The following is a 15,093-nucleotide window of genomic DNA, read 5'->3' as shown; positions in this document are numbered from 1 at the left end:
CGCCCGGTTACATTCCGAACCCGGAAGCTAAGCCTTACAGCGCCGATGGTACTGCAGGGGGGACCCTGTGGGAGAGTAGGACGCCGCCGAACAATTATTCCGAAAAGACCCCCTCCCTTCCGGGAGGGGGTCTTTTTGCATTTCCCGGGGACAGGGCAGAAGGCTTTCACGCCGGCCCGGCCGAGGGGGCGGGCGCCGTCAATATGTCGCTAAAACCGCATGATCAGTCCACTGATCAGCGGAAAATCGCCGCTCACGCCGTAGTCTCGAAGGGAAGGGGAACAGGTGTCCGGGGGTGGCCCCGGGGCGGAGCCGGATCAAGAATGGTGCTCATGGGACGAGGCAGGCTGCGCATCTACCTTGGGGCGGCCCCCGGGGTCGGCAAGACGTACGCCATGCTCGCCGAGGCGCACCGGCGACAGCAGCGTGGCACGGACGTCGTGGTGGCGTTCGTGGAGGATCACGGCCGGCGGCTCACCGCGGAGCTCGTCGACGGGCTGGAGGTCGTGCCGCGCCGGCAGCTGGTGCACCGGGAGGCCGCGTTCACCGAGATGGACGTGGACGCCGTCCTCGCCCGCCGCCCGCAGGTGGCGCTGGTGGACGAGCTGCCGCACACCAACATCCCCGGCTGCCGCAACGCCAAGCGCTGGCAGGACGTCGAGGAGCTGCTCGCGGCCGGGATCGACGTGATCTCCACCGTCAACATCCAGCACCTGGAGTCGCTCGGCGACGCCGTCGAGGGCATCACGGGGGTGCGCCAGCGCGAGACCGTGCCGGACGCGGTGGTGCGCCGGGCCGACCAGATCGAGCTGGTCGACATGTCGCCGCAGGCCCTGCGGCGGCGGCTGGCGCACGGCAACGTGTACGCGCCGGAGAAGATAGACGCGGCCCTGGCCAACTACTTCCGCCCGGGCAACCTGACCGCGCTGCGCGAGCTGGCGCTGTTGTGGACCGCCGACCGGGTCGACGAGTACCTGCAGAAGTACCGGGCCGAGCAGGGCATCGAGGGCACCTGGCAGGCCCGGGAGCGGATCGTGGTGGGCCTGACCGGCGGCCCCGAGGGGGCGACGCTGATCCGGCGGGCGGCCCGGATCGCGGCCCGTGTCTCCGGCGGCGAACTCCTCGCCGTCCACATCTCCCGTTCGGACGGGCTCTCGGGCACCGGCTCCCCGCAGACGCTGATCGAGCAGCGGGCCCTGGTGGAGAGCCTCGGCGGCTCCTTCCACGCCGTCCTCGGCGACGACCCGGCCGCCGGGCTGCTGGACTTCGCCCGGGGCGTGAACGCGACCCAGATCGTGCTGGGCACCAGCCGCCGGCCGGCCTGGCAGTACCTCTACGGGCCGGGCGTCGGCACCACGGTGACCCGGGAGGCCGGTGACATCGACATCCACATGGTCACCCACGAGCACGCCGGGCACGGACGCGGGCGGGTGCCGGTGCGCCGGATCACCGACCTGGGCCGCCCCCGCACCATCGCGGGCTGGCTGATCGGGCTGGCGGGTCCGCCGGTGCTGGCGCTGGTGCTGACCGCGATCGGCGGGCTGGGCCTGTCGACCGACATGCTGCTGTTCCTGTCGCTGACGGTGTGCGCGGCGCTGGTCGGCGGGTTGCTGCCGGCGATCGGGTCGGCGCTGGTCGCCTCGTCGGTGCTGAACTACTACTTCACGCCGCCGATCCACACCTTCACGATCAACGAGCCGCAGAACATCATGGCGGTGGCGATATTCACGGTGGTCGGCATCTCGGTCGCCTCCGTGGTCGACCTGGCGGCCCGGCGCACCCACCAGGCGGCCCGCAGTCAGACGGAGGCGCAGACGCTCAGCGCGCTGGCCGGCACCGTGCTGCGCGGCGCGCCGAACGGGGACGGGGTGCTGACCGCGCTGATGGAGCAGGTCCGGGAGACCTTCGGGCAGGAGAGCGCCGCGCTGCTGGAGCGTCCGGAGCCGCTCGGTGCCTGGGTGCCGGTCGCCACCGCCGGGCCGCGCCCGCCGGAGCGGCCGGAGGAGGCCGACGTGGACGTGCCGGTCGGCGACAGCCTGGCGCTGGTGCTGCGCGGCCGGGTGCTGCCGGGGGCGGACCGGCGCCTGCTCGGGGCGTTCGCCGCGCAGGCGGCCGTGGTGCTGGAGCGCCGCCGGCTGGCCCGGGAGGCCGCGGCGGCCCGCCGGGAGGCGGAGGGCAACCGGATCCGCACCGCCCTGCTGGCGGCGGTCTCGCACGACCTGCGCACCCCGCTGGCGGGGATCAAGGCGTCCGTCACCTCGTTGCGGGCGGCCGACGTCGAGTGGGCGCCGGAGGACGAGGCGGAGCTGCTGGCCGGCATCGAGGCCGGGGCCGACCGGCTCGACCACCTGATCAACAACCTGCTGGACATGAGCCGGTTGCAGACCGGCACCGTCACCCCGCTGATCCAGGAGACCGACCTGGACGAGGTGGTGCCGTTCGCCCTCGGCGGGGTGCCGCCCGAGTCGGTGCGCCTCGACGTCCCGGAGACGCTGCCGATGATCCGGGCCGACGGCGGCCTGCTGGAGCGTTCGCTGGCCAACCTGGTCGAGAACGCCGTCAAGTACAGCCCGGACGGCGTCAAGGTGCTGGTCAAGGCCGACGCGCTGCGTCAGCCGGGCGGTTCCGGGCGGGTCGAGCTGCGGATCGTGGACCGCGGCCCGGGCGTGCCCGAGGACGCCAAGGAGCGGATCTTCGCGCCGTTCCAGCGCTACGGGGACGCGCCGCGCGGCGCCGGGGTGGGCCTCGGGCTCGCGGTGGCGCGCGGCTTCGTCGAGGCGATGGACGGTACCGTCACCGCCGAGGACACCCCCGGTGGCGGCCTCACCATGGTCGTCAGCCTGCCCGCCGCCGAGCGGCCGCCGGAACCGGGGGAGACGGCCGGCGACGGGCACGATCCACTGTCGCGGCTGATCACGTGACGGCCGGTGGCCGGCCGCTCCGGCCTGTCGTTCCTCGCTTCCGCACGTCGTATGTTCAGCAAGTCACACAGTCCGTAAGTCCGACAGCCCTGAAAGGCGGAGCCCGTAAATGACCCGGGTCCTCGTCGTGGACGACGAACCGCAGATCGTCCGCGCGCTGGTGATCAACCTCAAGGCCCGCAAGTACGAGGTCGACGCGGCCCATGACGGCGCGAGCGCCCTGGAACTGGCCGCCGCCCGCCATCCCGACGTCGTCGTCCTCGACCTGGGCCTGCCCGACATGGACGGCGTCGAGGTGATCCGCGGCCTGCGCGGCTGGACCCGGGTGCCGATCATCGTGCTGTCGGCCCGGCACGCCTCCGACGAGAAGGTCGAGGCCCTGGACGCCGGCGCCGACGACTACGTCACCAAGCCGTTCGGCATGGACGAGCTGCTCGCCCGGATGCGCGCCGCCGTGCGCCGCGCCGAGCCGGTCGCGGGCGAGGACGACTCGCTGGTCGTCACCGAGAGCTTCACCGTCGACCTCGCCGCCAAGAAGGTCAACCGGGACGGCACCGACGTCCGCCTCACCCCGACCGAGTGGCACCTGCTGGAGGTGCTGGTCCGCAACGCCGGCCGGCTGGTCAGCCAGACCCAGCTGCTCCAGGAGGTGTGGGGCCCCGCCTACCGCACCGAGACCAACTACCTGCGGGTCTACCTCGCCCAACTGCGCCGCAAGCTGGAGCGCGACCCCTCGCACCCGCGCCACTTCATCACCGAACCGGGCATGGGCTACCGCTTCGAGAGCTGACCCCGGGACGCCCCCGGTGGTCGTACGGCCTGCCGCCGGGGGCGCGGAAACCGGTACCCTTCCGGCATGAGTGGTGACAACAGCAGCGACCAGCCGCAGGGGCGCTTCCGCCGCATGCTCAGCCGGCTGACCTCCTCGGCCGAGGAGCTGCAGGCCGAGGAGCTGCGCCAGGAGAGCGCGGCGGAGTCGGGCTGCACGCCGATCGCCGGCTGCGCGGACCGCGAGCTGGTCACCGTCGCGGGCACGCTGCGCACGGTGACGCTCCGCCCGCGGGCCGGGGTGCCGGCCCTGGAGGCCGAACTCTTCGACGGCACGGAGGCGCTGGACGTGGTCTGGCTCGGCCGCCGCTCGATCGCGGGCATAGAGCCGGGCCGCCGGCTCGTCGCCAGCGGCCGGATCAGCCACGCACGCGGGCGCCGCGTGCTGTTCAACCCCCGCTATGAGCTGCGTCCGGTCGGACACGGGAGCGAATGAGCGTGAGCAACCAGCCCGGCGGCGAGTCCGCCGCCCAGCTTGACCTGGCCGCGAACCACCACGCGCCGCCCGGCCCGCACGGATCCGGGGCCGCGGCCGACGCGGCCGTCCGCGAGGCCGTCGTCGCCACGGAGGCCGCCGACAGCGCGGCCGAGGAGGCCGCCCGCAAGGCCGCCGCCTCCAAGGAGGCGGCCGACACCATTCTTCAGGCCTTCGGCGGCGTGCGCGGCATGATCGACATGACGCTGCCCGGCCTGGTCTTCATCGTCACCTTCAACATCACCCACCAGGTCAGCTCGGCCGCCTGGGCCGCGCTGGGCCTGTGCGCGGTGTTCGTGGTGACCAGGCTGGCCCGGCGGGAGACCGTCCAGCACGCCTTCAGCGGGGTGTTCGGCGTCGCCCTCGGCGCCTGGATCTCGATGAAGAGCGGCCGCGCCGAGGACTTCTACCTGCCCGGCCTGCTGTGGAACGTCGGCTACTGCATCGCCCTGGCGGTCTCCGCCCTGGTGCGCTGGCCGATGATCGGCGTGATGCTCGGCCCGGTCACCGGCGAGATGTTCACCTGGCGCAAGGAGAACCCGGGCCGGTTCGCCGCCTACACCAAGGCGACCTGGGCCTGGGTGGTGATCATGGGCCTCAAGCCGGTGATCCTCTTCCCGCTGTACTTCACCCACAACGTCAACCTGCTCGGCTGGCTCAAGGTCGCCCTCGGCATCCCGCCGATGCTGCTGGCGATGTACGTCACCTGGCAGATCCTGCTCAAGGCGCCGCCGCCGATCAAGGCGCAGTTCGACGACGACGAGGAGCCGGCCCGCTAGCCGGAGCCCCGGCCGGCAGACCCGCACGCGACGGGCGAGGGCCCGCACCCACCAGGGGTGCGGGCCCTCGCCCGTGTCCGGTCCGCGCCTTCGGCCCTACTGGGCGCCGGAGGACGCCGACAGCAGGTCCTCCAGCTCCTCCTCGCGCTCCTGCGCGGCCACGAAGAGCAGCTCGTCGCCGCCCTCCAGGGTGTCGTCCTTGCCCGGCACCAGCACCCGGCCCTCGCGGATGATCGTCACCAGCGCGGTGTCCTGCGGCCAGGCCACGTCGCCCACCCGGGTGCCGACCAGCTCGGTGTCGGCGGCCAGGGTCAGCTCGACCAGGTTGGCGTTGCCCTGGCTGAAGCGCATCAGCCGGACCAGGTCGCCGACGCTGACCGCCTCCTCGACCAGGGCGGACATCAGACGCGGGGTGGACACGGCCACGTCCACGCCCCAGGACTCGTTGAAGAGCCACTCGTTCTTCGGGTTGTTCACCCGGGCGACCACCCGCGGCACCGCGTACTCGGTCTTGGCGAGCAGCGAGACGACCAGGTTCACCTTGTCGTCGCCGGTCGCGGCGATCACCACGTGGCAGCGCTGCAGGGCCGCCTCGTCCAGCGAGGTGATCTCGCAGGCGTCGGCCAGCAGCCACTCCGCCATCGGCACCCGCTCCACCGAGATGGAGTTGGGGTTCTTGTCTATCAGCAGGACCTCGTGCCCGTTCTCCAGCAGCTCGCCCGCGATCGAGCGACCCACGGCACCGGCCCCGGCAATGGCGACCCGCATCAGTGACCCTCCTCCTTCGGCCCCTGCGCGAACGCGGCCTCGACCGCCGTCAGGTCGCCCCGGCGCAGCATCACGTGCACCAGGTCGCCCTCCTGCACCACCATCTGGGGCGAGGGCAGCACGCCCTCGCCGAGCCGGGTGACGAACGCCACCCGGGCGCCGGAGGACTCCTCCAGCACGCTGATGCGGTGGCCGACCCAGCCCGGGGCGTAGGCGACCTCGGCCAGCTGGACGCCGCCGCTCGGGTCCTGCCACAGCGGCTCGGCGCCGCTCGGCAGCAGCCGGCGCAGCATCTGGTCGGCGGTCCACCGGACCGTCGCCACGGTCGGGATGCCCAGGCGCTGGTAGACCTCGGCGCGGCGGGGGTCGTAGATCCGGGCCGCGACGTTCTCCACGCCGAAGTTCTCCCGGGCCACCCGCGCGGCGATGATGTTGGAGTTGTCGCCGCTGGAGACCGCGGCGAACGCGCCGGCCTCCTCGATGCCCGCCTCGCGCAGGGTGTCCTGGTCGAAGCCGACGCCGGTCACCCGGCGCCCGTTGAACCCGGCGCCCAGCCGACGGAACGCGGTCGGGTCCTGGTCGACCACGGCCACCGAGTGGCCCTGTTTCTCCAGGGCTCTGGCGAGGGCCGAGCCCACGCGGCCGCAGCCCATGATGACGATGTGCACCGGCGCTACCTCACCCGTCCCGTAGGGTTCTTGACCTGCGCAAACACCGTTCATCTCCCTTTCCCGCCCGGCTTCCCTGGGCGAGCGTTCTCGTGGGGCGCCGACTCACAACGTGAGTGTTGCCCGCCGACTCGTATCCGACACGCTAGCCGGTCCATAGAACGCAGTCGCGACGAAGGGGGGGACAAACGGCGGAGCCCGGCCCGGGAAGCCCCTACGATTCCTTAACGTGCCTATGCCGACTGACCTACCGAAACGCATCCTGATCGGGCGCGCCCTGCGCAGCGACAAATTGGGCGAAACACTTCTGCCCAAGCGGATCGCGCTGCCCGTCTTCGCCTCGGACGCGCTCTCCTCGGTCGCGTACGCCCCCGAGGAAATCCTGCTGACGCTCTCCGTGGCGGGTGCCTCGGCGATCCACTTCTCCTGGCAGATCGGCGTCGTCGTCGCGATCGTGATGCTCGCGGTGGTCGCCTCCTACCGGCAGAACGTGCACGCCTACCCGAGCGGCGGCGGCGACTACGAGGTCGCGACCGTCAACCACGGCCCCAAGTCGGGACTCGTCGTCGCCAGCGCCCTGATGGTCGACTACGTGCTCACCGTGGCCGTCTCGACGACCTCGGGCGTCGCCAACGTCGTCTCCGCCGTCCCCGCGCTGCGCGGCCACGAACTGACCCTGTCGGTCATCGTCGTGGTGGTGCTGATGGGCATGAACCTGCGCGGCGTCCGCGAATCCGGCACCGCCTTCGCCGTCCCGACGTACGCCTTCATGATCGGCGTCATCGGCATGGTCGGCTACGGCTTCGTCCGGCACTTCCTGCTCGGCCAGGACATGCCCGCCGAGAGCTCCGGATTCCACCTCGCCGCCACCCCCGGCAACGAATCGCTGGCCGGGTTCGCCATGGTGTTCCTGCTGCTCAAGTCGTTCTCCTCCGGCTGCGCCGCGCTCACCGGCGTGGAGGCCATCTCCAACGGCGTGCCGGCCTTCCGCAAGCCCAAGAGCAAGAACGCCGCCACCACCCTGCTGATGATGGCCAGCATCGCCGTGGTGATGTTCATGGGCATCATCTGGCTGGCCCGCCTCACCGGCGTGCAGATGGCCGAGAACCCGGCCGAGCAGCTCGTCGGCTCCTCGCCCGGCTACCACCAGAAGACCGCGCTCGCCCAGATCAGCGAAGCCGTCTTCAACAACTTCACGCCCGGCTTCTACTTCGTCGCCGCCGTCACCGGCCTGATCCTGGTGCTCGCCGCGAACACCGCCTTCAACGGCTTCCCGGTGCTCGGCTCGATCCTCGCCCAGGACCGCTACCTGCCGCGCCAGCTGCACACCCGCGGCGACCGGCTGGCCTTCTCCAACGGCATCATCCTGCTGGCGATCGCCGCGATCCTGTTCGTCATCGCCTTCGACGCGGACCCCAACCGGCTGATCCAGCTCTACATCGTCGGCGTCTTCGTCTCCTTCAACATGAGCCAGTCCGGCATGATCCGGCACTGGACCCGGCTGCTGCGCACCGAGACCGACCCGGCCAAGCGCCGCCACATGCAGCGCAGCCGGGCGATCAACACCTTCGGCCTGGTGATGACCATGGCCGTGCTGATCGTCGTCCTGGTCACCAAGATCAGCCACGCCTGGATCGCGATCGCCGCGATGGTCGTGCTCTTCGTGATGATGAAGGGCATCCGCCGCCACTACGACCGGGTCTCCGAGGAGCTCATCGCCGCCGAGGAGCCGGACGACGTGGTGCTGCCCACCCGGGTGCACGCCATCGTGCTGGTCTCCAAGCTGCACAAGCCCGCGCTGCGCGCCCTCGCCTACGCCAGGCTCGCCCGCGCCCACACCCTGGAGGCCGTCACCGTCAACGTCGACCCGGCCGACACGGCGGCGCTGCGCCGGGAATGGGACGAGCGCGGCATCGAGGTGCCGCTCAAGGTGCTGGACTCGCCGTTCCGCGAGATCACCGGACCCGTCCTCGACTACGTGAAGAACCTGCGCCGCAGCAGCCCGCGCGAGGTGGTGTCGGTCTACATCCCCGAGTACGTGGTCGGCCACTGGTACGAGCACCTGCTGCACAACCAGAGCGCGCTGCGGCTCAAGGGGCGGCTGCTGTTCAAGCCCGGGGTGATGGTCACCTCGGTGCCGTGGCAGCTGGAGTCCTCCGAGCGGCGCAAGCCGCAGAAGGCCTGGTCGGCGCCGGGTGCCGTCCGGCGTGGCGAGCCTCGGGCGCCGAAGGCCGTAAAGTCGAAGGTCCCCGTTATGCCAGACGCCACCGCTGACAGCAGCAAGGACTCCGCCCAGTGACCCGCAACACCCCGTCCCGCTCCTCCGGCTCCTCGGGCAAGGGTGCCCGCAAGGGCGCCGCCAAGCCCGGCAAGGTCGCCCGGCCGCGCTGGGGCAAGCCCGTGCGCCCGGCCGCCACCGACCGCGACGGCTTCACCGCGCAGACCGCGCCGCTCGCGCCGGGCGAGCCCGCTCCCGCGCGTCCGGCGGAAGCCGACACGGGGAAGCCGAAGGCCGCCCGTACGCAGAAGACCGACGGTGCGCAGAAGGCCGAGCGCACGCAGAAGGCCGAGCGCTCCAAGGACGGTGCGCCGAAGGGCGACCGTGCGCAAGGATCCCGCGCGCAGGCGTCCCGCACGCCGGGGGAGCGTCCGCGCAAGCAGGCGGTGCGGCCGCCGAAGGCGCTGCGCACCGCGCCGCGGGCCGCGCGGCCCGAGACGCCGTCCGGCGATCCGCTGGCCGGCCAGCGCTACGAGGTCGAGGTCGGCCCGGTCGCGCACGGCGGCGGGCACTGCGTGGCCCGGCACGAGGGCCGGGTGCTGTTCGTCCGGCACGCGCTGCCCGGCGAGAAGGTGGTCGCACTGGTCACCGAGGGCACCTCCACCTCCCGGTTCCTGCGGGCCGACGCGGTCGAGATCCTGGAGCCCGCCAAGGAGCGGATCGCGCCGCCGTGCCCGTTCTCCGGGCCCGGCAAGTGCGGCGGCTGCGACTGGCAGCACGTCACCCCGGGCGGGCAGCGCAAGCTCAAGGGGCAGGTGCTGACCGAGCAGCTGGCCAAGCTGGCCGGCCTCACCCCGGCCGAGGCGGGCTGGGACGGCAGCGTCGAGCCGGTCGGCGGCAAGCTGCCGGCCGGGCAGGTGCCGACCTGGCGCACCCGCGTGCAGTACGCGGTGGACCAGGAGACCGGGAAGGTCGGCCTGCGCAAGCACCGCTCGCACGAGGTGCAGCCGGTGGACCGCTGCCTGATCGCCGCCGAGGGCGTCACCGAACTCGGCATCGAGGCCCGTGACTGGCCGGGCATCGCCTCGGTCGAGGTGATCGCCGCGAGCGGCTCCTCGGACCGCCAGGTGGTGCTCACCCCGCGCCCCGGCGCCCAGCTGCCGCTGGTCGAGCTGGACAAGCCGGTGTCGATCGCCCGGGTCGACGACCAGGGCGACATCCACCGCGTGCACGGCCGCAGCTTCGTGCGCGAGCGGGCGACCGGGCGGACCTGGCGGGTCAGCAACGGCGGCTTCTGGCAGATCCACCCCGAGGCGCCGGACACCCTGGTCGACGCCGTCCTGGACGGCCTGGACCCGCAGTGGGGCGAGAACGCGCTCGACCTGTACTGCGGCGTCGGCCTGTTCGCGGGCGCGCTGGCCGACCGGGTCGGCGAGGAGGGCGCGGTGCTCGGCATCGAGTCCTCCAAGCAGGCCGTGGCCGACGCCCGGCACAACCTGGCCGCGCTGGACAACGTGCGGATCGAGTGCGACCGCGTCGAGACGCTGCTGCCGCGCACCGGCATCACCGCCACCGACCTGATCGTCCTGGACCCGCCGCGCTCGGGCGCGGGGCGCGAGACCGTCGCGCACCTGGTCGGCCTGGAGGCGCGCCGGATCGCGTACGTCGCCTGCGACCCGGCGGCGCTCGCCCGGGACCTGGCGTTCTTCCGCGAGGGCGGCTACCGGCCGGTCTCGCTGCGGGCCTTCGACCTGTTCCCGATGACGCACCACTTCGAGTGCGTGGCGGTCCTGGAGCCGATCGGGAAGTGACCCGGCGGCCCTCCGGGGTGCCGGCCGGCTTCGACGGGCGCTGATCGCGTTCGAGGGAGTCCGAGGCGGTCCGGGGAGTTCGGCGGACGAGACGGCAGAGGAGGCGGCACCCGTTCACACGGGTGCCGCCTCCTCGCCGTTCCGGTGCGGGACGGTCAGGGCCGGTTGTGCTCCTCTTCGTCGGCGCTGTGCGGAAGGTCGATCCCGTGCTGGGCGGCGAGCCGGAGCAGTCCGGCGATCCGGCCCTCGTACGCCTGGACGCCGTCGGCGTCCCCTTCGGCCCGGGCCGCTGCGAGGTCCCGGCGGGCCTGGGCGAGCTGCTCGCGCAGCTCCTGGTCGAACATGGCTGTCATTGCCGGCCTCCAGACCGGTCGGTGCCGCTCCGCGGAACGCGCTCAGGAGAGTTCAGAGTCCCGGAAGGTGAAGAACTCTTCAAGTCTCGCTCGCCCCGGCGGGGCGGCGTCGGGCGCGGTGGCCGCGGAGGCGCTTCGCGGGTGCCGGGCCGGGCGGTCGCCGGGGTGCGGGTCAGGGAGTGGTCAGGGGGACGCAATGCGCCGGTAAAGGCCGCTGCCGGCGCGGCCGTTCGGCTCCCGGAGGGGGCTTGACGAGGTGATTCGCGCGGGGCGAAGGTGAGCGGCCGACATGTCATGTGTGCTGTTGCACAGCCACCGCCGGGGCCGCACCCTCCCGCCCGGAGCGGTCGGCCGGGAGGGTGCGGCCCTTGCGTGAGGGGGAGGGTCATGGAGCTGGAACTGCGGCACCTTCGCGTGCTGTGCGCCATCGCCGACACGGGGAGCGTCGGCAGGGCCGCCGTCCTGCTCGGCGCCTCGCAGCCCGCGACCAGTACGCAACTGCGCCGGATCGAACGCCACCTGGGCGCGCCGCTGTTCGAGCGCACGGCCGTGGGCGTCGCGCCGACCTGCTTCGGTGTCGAGGTGGTGGCCGCCGCGCGCGACCTCCTCACCCGCGCCGACTGCCTCGGCCGCCGCCCGGCGGCCCCCGGCGAGCCGGCCCGCCAGGAGCTGCGCCTGGCCGCGACCATCTCGCCGATCCTGCCCGGACTGGTCACCAGGGCCCGGCACCAGCGGCCCGACCAGCGCTTCACGGTGACCTCCGTCTACCGCTCGTCGGACATCGTCGACCTGCTGGAGCAGGGTGACGCGGAGGCCGCCGTGGCCGTCGACTACCCGGGCCGGGAACTGCGCCACTCGCCGGCCGTCGCGCACCGCGGCATCGTCACCGAGCCCGCCTTCGTCGCACTCCCGGCGGGCCACCGGCTCCGGCACCGCACCGAGATCGCCCTGGTGGACCTGGCCGAGGAGGACTGGTTCCTCACCCCCGACGACGGGGCCGGCTGGCACGGCGTGTTCTACGGCGCCTGCGCCGCGGCGGGCTTCACCCCGGCGACCGTCCACGAGTTCCTCGGCGGTCGGCTGGAGCTGCAGGAGATGATCTCCGCCGGGCTCGGGATCTCCGTCGTCCAGGCGACCACCAGGCCGCTGGCCGAAGTGGTGGTCAAGCCGCTCGCCGGGACGCCGATCTGGGTCCGCCACCTGCTGGCCTGGCGGGCCGCCGGGGTGAGCGGCGAGGTGGTGGAGACGCTGTTCGGCGCGGCGGCCGCGGCCTACCGGGACCTGATCGCCAGTTCGCCGACCTTCCAGGCCTGGGCGGCGCGGACGTACCGGCCGGTCCGGCCGTAGGGGGATCGGGTCCGGCGGCGGGGAGGCAGGGGCCGGAGGCGGGGAGGCCGGGTCCGGCCGTGGCCGGGGCGGGAGGCCGGTCCCGGTGGGGCGGTGTTATGCCGGACGCAGGAGATGTCATATGACCTGTGACATTGTTCTGGCCGGTCGCCCGATGGCAGGATCACGTCGACTTCCCCCAAGCCTCGGCAGTCGTCCAGTCACCTCCCCCACAGGAGAAGGACCCCGCAGTGCGCCTTCGCATACCCCTCCCCACGCTCATGGCCGGCGTCGTCGCCGGCTGTGCCACCGCCGCCACCCTGCTGCCCGTCCCCGCGCTCGCCGCGTCCGGGCCGGCCGCCCAGCCGTCGGCCGCCGCCCGGTCGTCCGCCGCCGCCCCGGCGACGGCCGACGCCGCGTCGGCCGTCCCGAAGCCGCTGGGGGCCTTCCTCGCGGCCGACCCCTCCGAGGCCGCCGCCCCCGCCGCCAAGCCGCTGCCGCCGGCGCTGCTGGGCCAGGCCGTGATGGGCCAGCCGGCCGGCACCGCCGTGCAGACCGCGCCCCGCCCCGCCCAGCCGCACGCACCCGCGGCCAAGCCGGGCAACTCCGCGGCCCAGCCCGGCAGTTCCGCCCGTGCCCTCGCGGGCGCGGCCGGTGCGGCCGCGCCGAGCTGCGCCCCCGCCGACTTCGGCGGCCGCAGCGGCGCCGACCTGGTCTCCTTCCTCGAAGGCTCGACCACGGACTGCGTGACCACGCTGTTCAACGTCACCGGCACCGACGCGGGCAGGATCTTCAAGGAATCCCAGATGCTCACCGTCGCCAACGCCTACCAGGGCCTGGCGGCGAACTACACCGGGGACAACTCCACCGGCATCCTGCAGCTCGTGCTCTTCCTGCGGGCCGGGTACTACGTCCAGTCCAACAACACGGACGCGGTCGGCCCCTACGACGCGGCGCTCACCGCCGCCTCCAAGGCCGGGCTCGACGCCTTCTTCGCCGGCCGGCACTGGACCGACGTCACCGACAACAACGGCACCGTGCTCAACGAGGTGCTGGTCCTGACCGACAGCGCCAACCTGCAGGGCAGCTACCTGGGCGTCTACAAGCAGGTGCTGACCAGCTACAACAACTCGTACAACACCTTCCCGAAGATGCTCAAGGCGGTCAACGCCGTGCTGTCCGCGCCGCTGTGGCGGGGCAACTGGAACAGCGACTTCGTCAGCGCGGTCGGCGCCGACCCGAGCATCGGCACCGTCCTGGGCGACTTCGCGCTCAACCACAAGGACCTGCTCGGCACCGCCAACGCCTACCTCGACGTCAACGCCGGCAACGACCTCGGCCGGATGGCCGGCGACGGCCCCGTCGTCGAGGCCGCCGTCAAGGGGAAGGTCAAGGCGGTGCTCGACGGCGCCCAGATCACCGGCGTCACCGGCCCGTTGTACGTCCACACCGCCTACCAGGCCAACGCCTTCGACCCCGGCCAGTGCTCGTACTACGGCACCTGCGACCTGCCGGCGAAGCTGACCGCGGCGGTGCTGCCGAACCAGCTGGTCTGCGACAACCGCACCATCCTGACCGAGTCGCTGTCGCCCGCCGACCTGGCCGCCGTCTGCACCAGCCTGCGCGGCGAGGACACCTTCTTCCACAACCTGGTGAAGGACAACGGCCCGGTCAACCCGTACGGCAAGAACATGACCCTCGCGGTCTTCGCCAACCAGGCCGACTACCTGAACTACTCCTGGGCGATCTTCGGGAACTCCACCGACAACGGCGGCCAGACCGTGATGGACCCGACCGACCCGAACAACCGCGCCGTGTGCGTGATGTACCAGAAGTCGTGGAACGACGGCTTCACCGCCAACGTGTGGAACCTCAACCACGAGTACACGCACTACCTCGACGGCATCTACGACATGAAGGGCAACTTCTCCACCGAGATCTCCGTGCCCGACATCTGGTGGATCGAGGGCGTCGCCGAGTACGAGTCCTACGCCTACCGCGGCACCACCGACACCCAGGCGATGGCCGAGGCCGCCAAGCACACCTACAAGCTCAGCACCGTCTTCCAGAACACGTACGGCAACTCGGACTCGGTGCGCACCTACCCCTGGGGCTACCTCGCCGTCCGGTACATGTTCGAGAAGCACCCGGCCGACGTCTACGCCATGCTCGGCCACTTCCGCACCGGTGACTACCAGGGCGGCTACGCGGTCTACAACGGCATCGGCACCGGCTACGACGCCGACTTCGACGCCTGGCTCACCGGCTGCGCCGCCGGCGCCTGCTTCGCGGACGGCCCGACCGCGCTGTTCGACCAGGCCGTCAACGGCGCCACCGTCACGCTGACCGACAAGTCCGTCCAGACCGGCCCCGGCCAGATCACCGCCTGGCACTGGACCTTCGGCGACGGGACCTCCTCCGACCAGCGGAACCCGAGCCACGGCTACGCCGCCGCGGGCACGTACACCGTCGCCCTGACCGTCACCGACGCCACCGGCAGGACCGCCAGCACCCCGGCCTCGGTCACCGTCACCACCGGCACCGGCGGCGGCACCACCCTGCCGACCTGCACCGACCCGCGCACCGACGCGCTCGGCCAGAACTGCTCCCGGTCCAACCTCACCGCCACCGCCGGCAACCTCGACTACCTCTACGTCTACCTGCCGGCCGGCGTCAGCACCCTGAAGATCAGCACCTCCGGCGGCACCGGCACCGCGTACCTGTACTACAACGCGGACACCTGGGCCTCGCCGAACGCCTTCACCGCCTCCTCCACCAACGCCGGCAGCACGCAGAGCATCACCGTCACCAACCCGACGGCCGGCTACCGCTACATCAGCCTCTACGCCAACACCGACTTCAGCGGGGTGACGGTCAGCACCCAGTTCTGATCCGGCCCTGCGTTCGCTCCCGGGCGGCCAGGCCCGCGGCACCCCGCCGCGGGCC

The 15,093-nt window shown here is 72.4% G+C and carries 11 protein-coding genes and 1 rRNA gene; 9 read left to right on the top strand and 3 right to left on the bottom strand.

Going from position 1 to position 15,093, the window contains the following annotated elements; all coding sequences use genetic code 11:
* From rrf to ACFVTF_RS30010, 5 genes are all read left to right on the top strand, one after another.
* Window positions 1-92, top strand: a 5S ribosomal RNA gene (rrf, locus tag ACFVTF_RS30030); the annotation flags it as partial.
* 240 nt (window positions 93-332) lie between these two features.
* The gene (locus ACFVTF_RS30025; protein ID WP_371516962.1) at window positions 333-2,921 is read left to right on the top strand and encodes an ATP-binding protein; all 2,589 of its coding nucleotides are present in this window, start codon (window positions 333-335) and stop codon (window positions 2,919-2,921) included.
* Window positions 2,922-3,030: 109 nt separating this feature from the next.
* Window positions 3,031-3,711 carry a response regulator gene (locus ACFVTF_RS30020; protein ID WP_033351413.1) on the top strand — a complete coding sequence of 227 codons (681 nt, stop codon included), beginning with the start codon at window positions 3,031-3,033 and terminating at the stop codon, window positions 3,709-3,711.
* Between the two features lie 66 nt (window positions 3,712-3,777).
* A complete protein-coding gene (locus ACFVTF_RS30015) occupies window positions 3,778-4,185 on the top strand; it encodes an OB-fold nucleic acid binding domain-containing protein (protein ID WP_063347599.1) in 408 nt (135 codons plus the stop codon).
* 2 nt (window positions 4,186-4,187) lie between these two features.
* Window positions 4,188-5,003 carry a DUF3159 domain-containing protein gene (locus ACFVTF_RS30010; protein WP_387817490.1) on the top strand — a complete coding sequence of 272 codons (816 nt, stop codon included), beginning with the start codon at window positions 4,188-4,190 and terminating at the stop codon, window positions 5,001-5,003.
* A 96-nt stretch (window positions 5,004-5,099) separates the two neighbouring features.
* Here ACFVTF_RS30010 and ACFVTF_RS30005 read toward each other — a convergent pair whose 3' ends face one another.
* On the bottom strand, window positions 5,100-5,771 hold the full coding sequence (locus tag ACFVTF_RS30005) for a TrkA family potassium uptake protein (protein WP_063347598.1): 672 nt from the start codon (window positions 5,769-5,771) through the stop codon (window positions 5,100-5,102).
* Window positions 5,771-6,439: a TrkA family potassium uptake protein gene (locus tag ACFVTF_RS30000; protein ID WP_363369779.1), complete on the bottom strand. Its 669-nt coding sequence runs from the start codon at window positions 6,437-6,439 to the stop codon at window positions 5,771-5,773. The genes ACFVTF_RS30005 and ACFVTF_RS30000 overlap by 1 nt, the downstream gene beginning before the upstream one ends.
* 229 nt (window positions 6,440-6,668) lie before the next feature.
* On the opposite strand from ACFVTF_RS30000, the gene ACFVTF_RS29995 reads away from it, so the two are divergent.
* Window positions 6,669-8,738 (top strand): APC family permease, encoded by a 2,070-nt coding sequence (locus ACFVTF_RS29995; RefSeq protein ID WP_363588359.1) that lies wholly within the window; start codon window positions 6,669-6,671, stop codon window positions 8,736-8,738.
* A 383-nt stretch (window positions 8,739-9,121) separates the two neighbouring features.
* Entirely contained in the window at window positions 9,122-10,468 is a 1,347-nt protein-coding gene (locus ACFVTF_RS29990) for a class I SAM-dependent RNA methyltransferase (RefSeq protein ID WP_363588367.1), read from the top strand.
* Between the two features lie 155 nt (window positions 10,469-10,623).
* On the opposite strand, the gene ACFVTF_RS29985 is transcribed toward ACFVTF_RS29990, so the two are convergent.
* A complete protein-coding gene (locus ACFVTF_RS29985) occupies window positions 10,624-10,821 on the bottom strand; it encodes a hypothetical protein (protein ID WP_159398428.1) in 198 nt (65 codons plus the stop codon).
* Between the two features lie 387 nt (window positions 10,822-11,208).
* Here ACFVTF_RS29985 and ACFVTF_RS29980 point away from each other — a divergent pair, with 387 nt between their 5' ends.
* Together ACFVTF_RS29980 and ACFVTF_RS29975 are read left to right on the top strand one after the other, a co-directional pair.
* Entirely contained in the window at window positions 11,209-12,168 is a 960-nt protein-coding gene (locus ACFVTF_RS29980) for a LysR family transcriptional regulator (RefSeq protein ID WP_063347594.1), read from the top strand.
* Between the two features lie 230 nt (window positions 12,169-12,398).
* The gene (locus ACFVTF_RS29975; protein WP_387817489.1) at window positions 12,399-15,038 is read left to right on the top strand and encodes a collagenase; all 2,640 of its coding nucleotides are present in this window, start codon (window positions 12,399-12,401) and stop codon (window positions 15,036-15,038) included.
* Window positions 15,039-15,093: the final 55 nt, after the last annotated feature.

The organism is Kitasatospora sp. NPDC057940 (genome assembly GCF_042887425.1).
In the GTDB taxonomy this organism is placed as follows: Bacteria; Actinomycetota; Actinomycetes; order Streptomycetales; family Streptomycetaceae; genus Kitasatospora.
The sequence above is the reverse complement of the archived record's forward strand: the minus strand, read 5'-3'. Positions and strand labels throughout refer to the sequence as shown.

What these genes read in the sequence shown, in the direction of transcription:
- ACFVTF_RS29985 (WP_159398428.1), bottom strand. Translation starts at nt 10,821, where the DNA reads ATGACAGCCATGTTCGACCAGGAGCTGCGCGAGCAGCTCGCCCAGGCC.
- ACFVTF_RS30020 (WP_033351413.1), top strand. Translation starts at nt 3,031, where the DNA reads ATGACCCGGGTCCTCGTCGTGGACGACGAACCGCAGATCGTCCGCGCG.
- ACFVTF_RS30005 (WP_063347598.1), bottom strand. Translation starts at nt 5,771, where the DNA reads ATGCGGGTCGCCATTGCCGGGGCCGGTGCCGTGGGTCGCTCGATCGCG.
- ACFVTF_RS30015 (WP_063347599.1), top strand. Translation starts at nt 3,778, where the DNA reads ATGAGTGGTGACAACAGCAGCGACCAGCCGCAGGGGCGCTTCCGCCGC.
- ACFVTF_RS30025 (WP_371516962.1), top strand. Translation starts at nt 333, where the DNA reads ATGGGACGAGGCAGGCTGCGCATCTACCTTGGGGCGGCCCCCGGGGTC.
- ACFVTF_RS29980 (WP_063347594.1), top strand. Translation starts at nt 11,209, where the DNA reads ATGGAGCTGGAACTGCGGCACCTTCGCGTGCTGTGCGCCATCGCCGAC.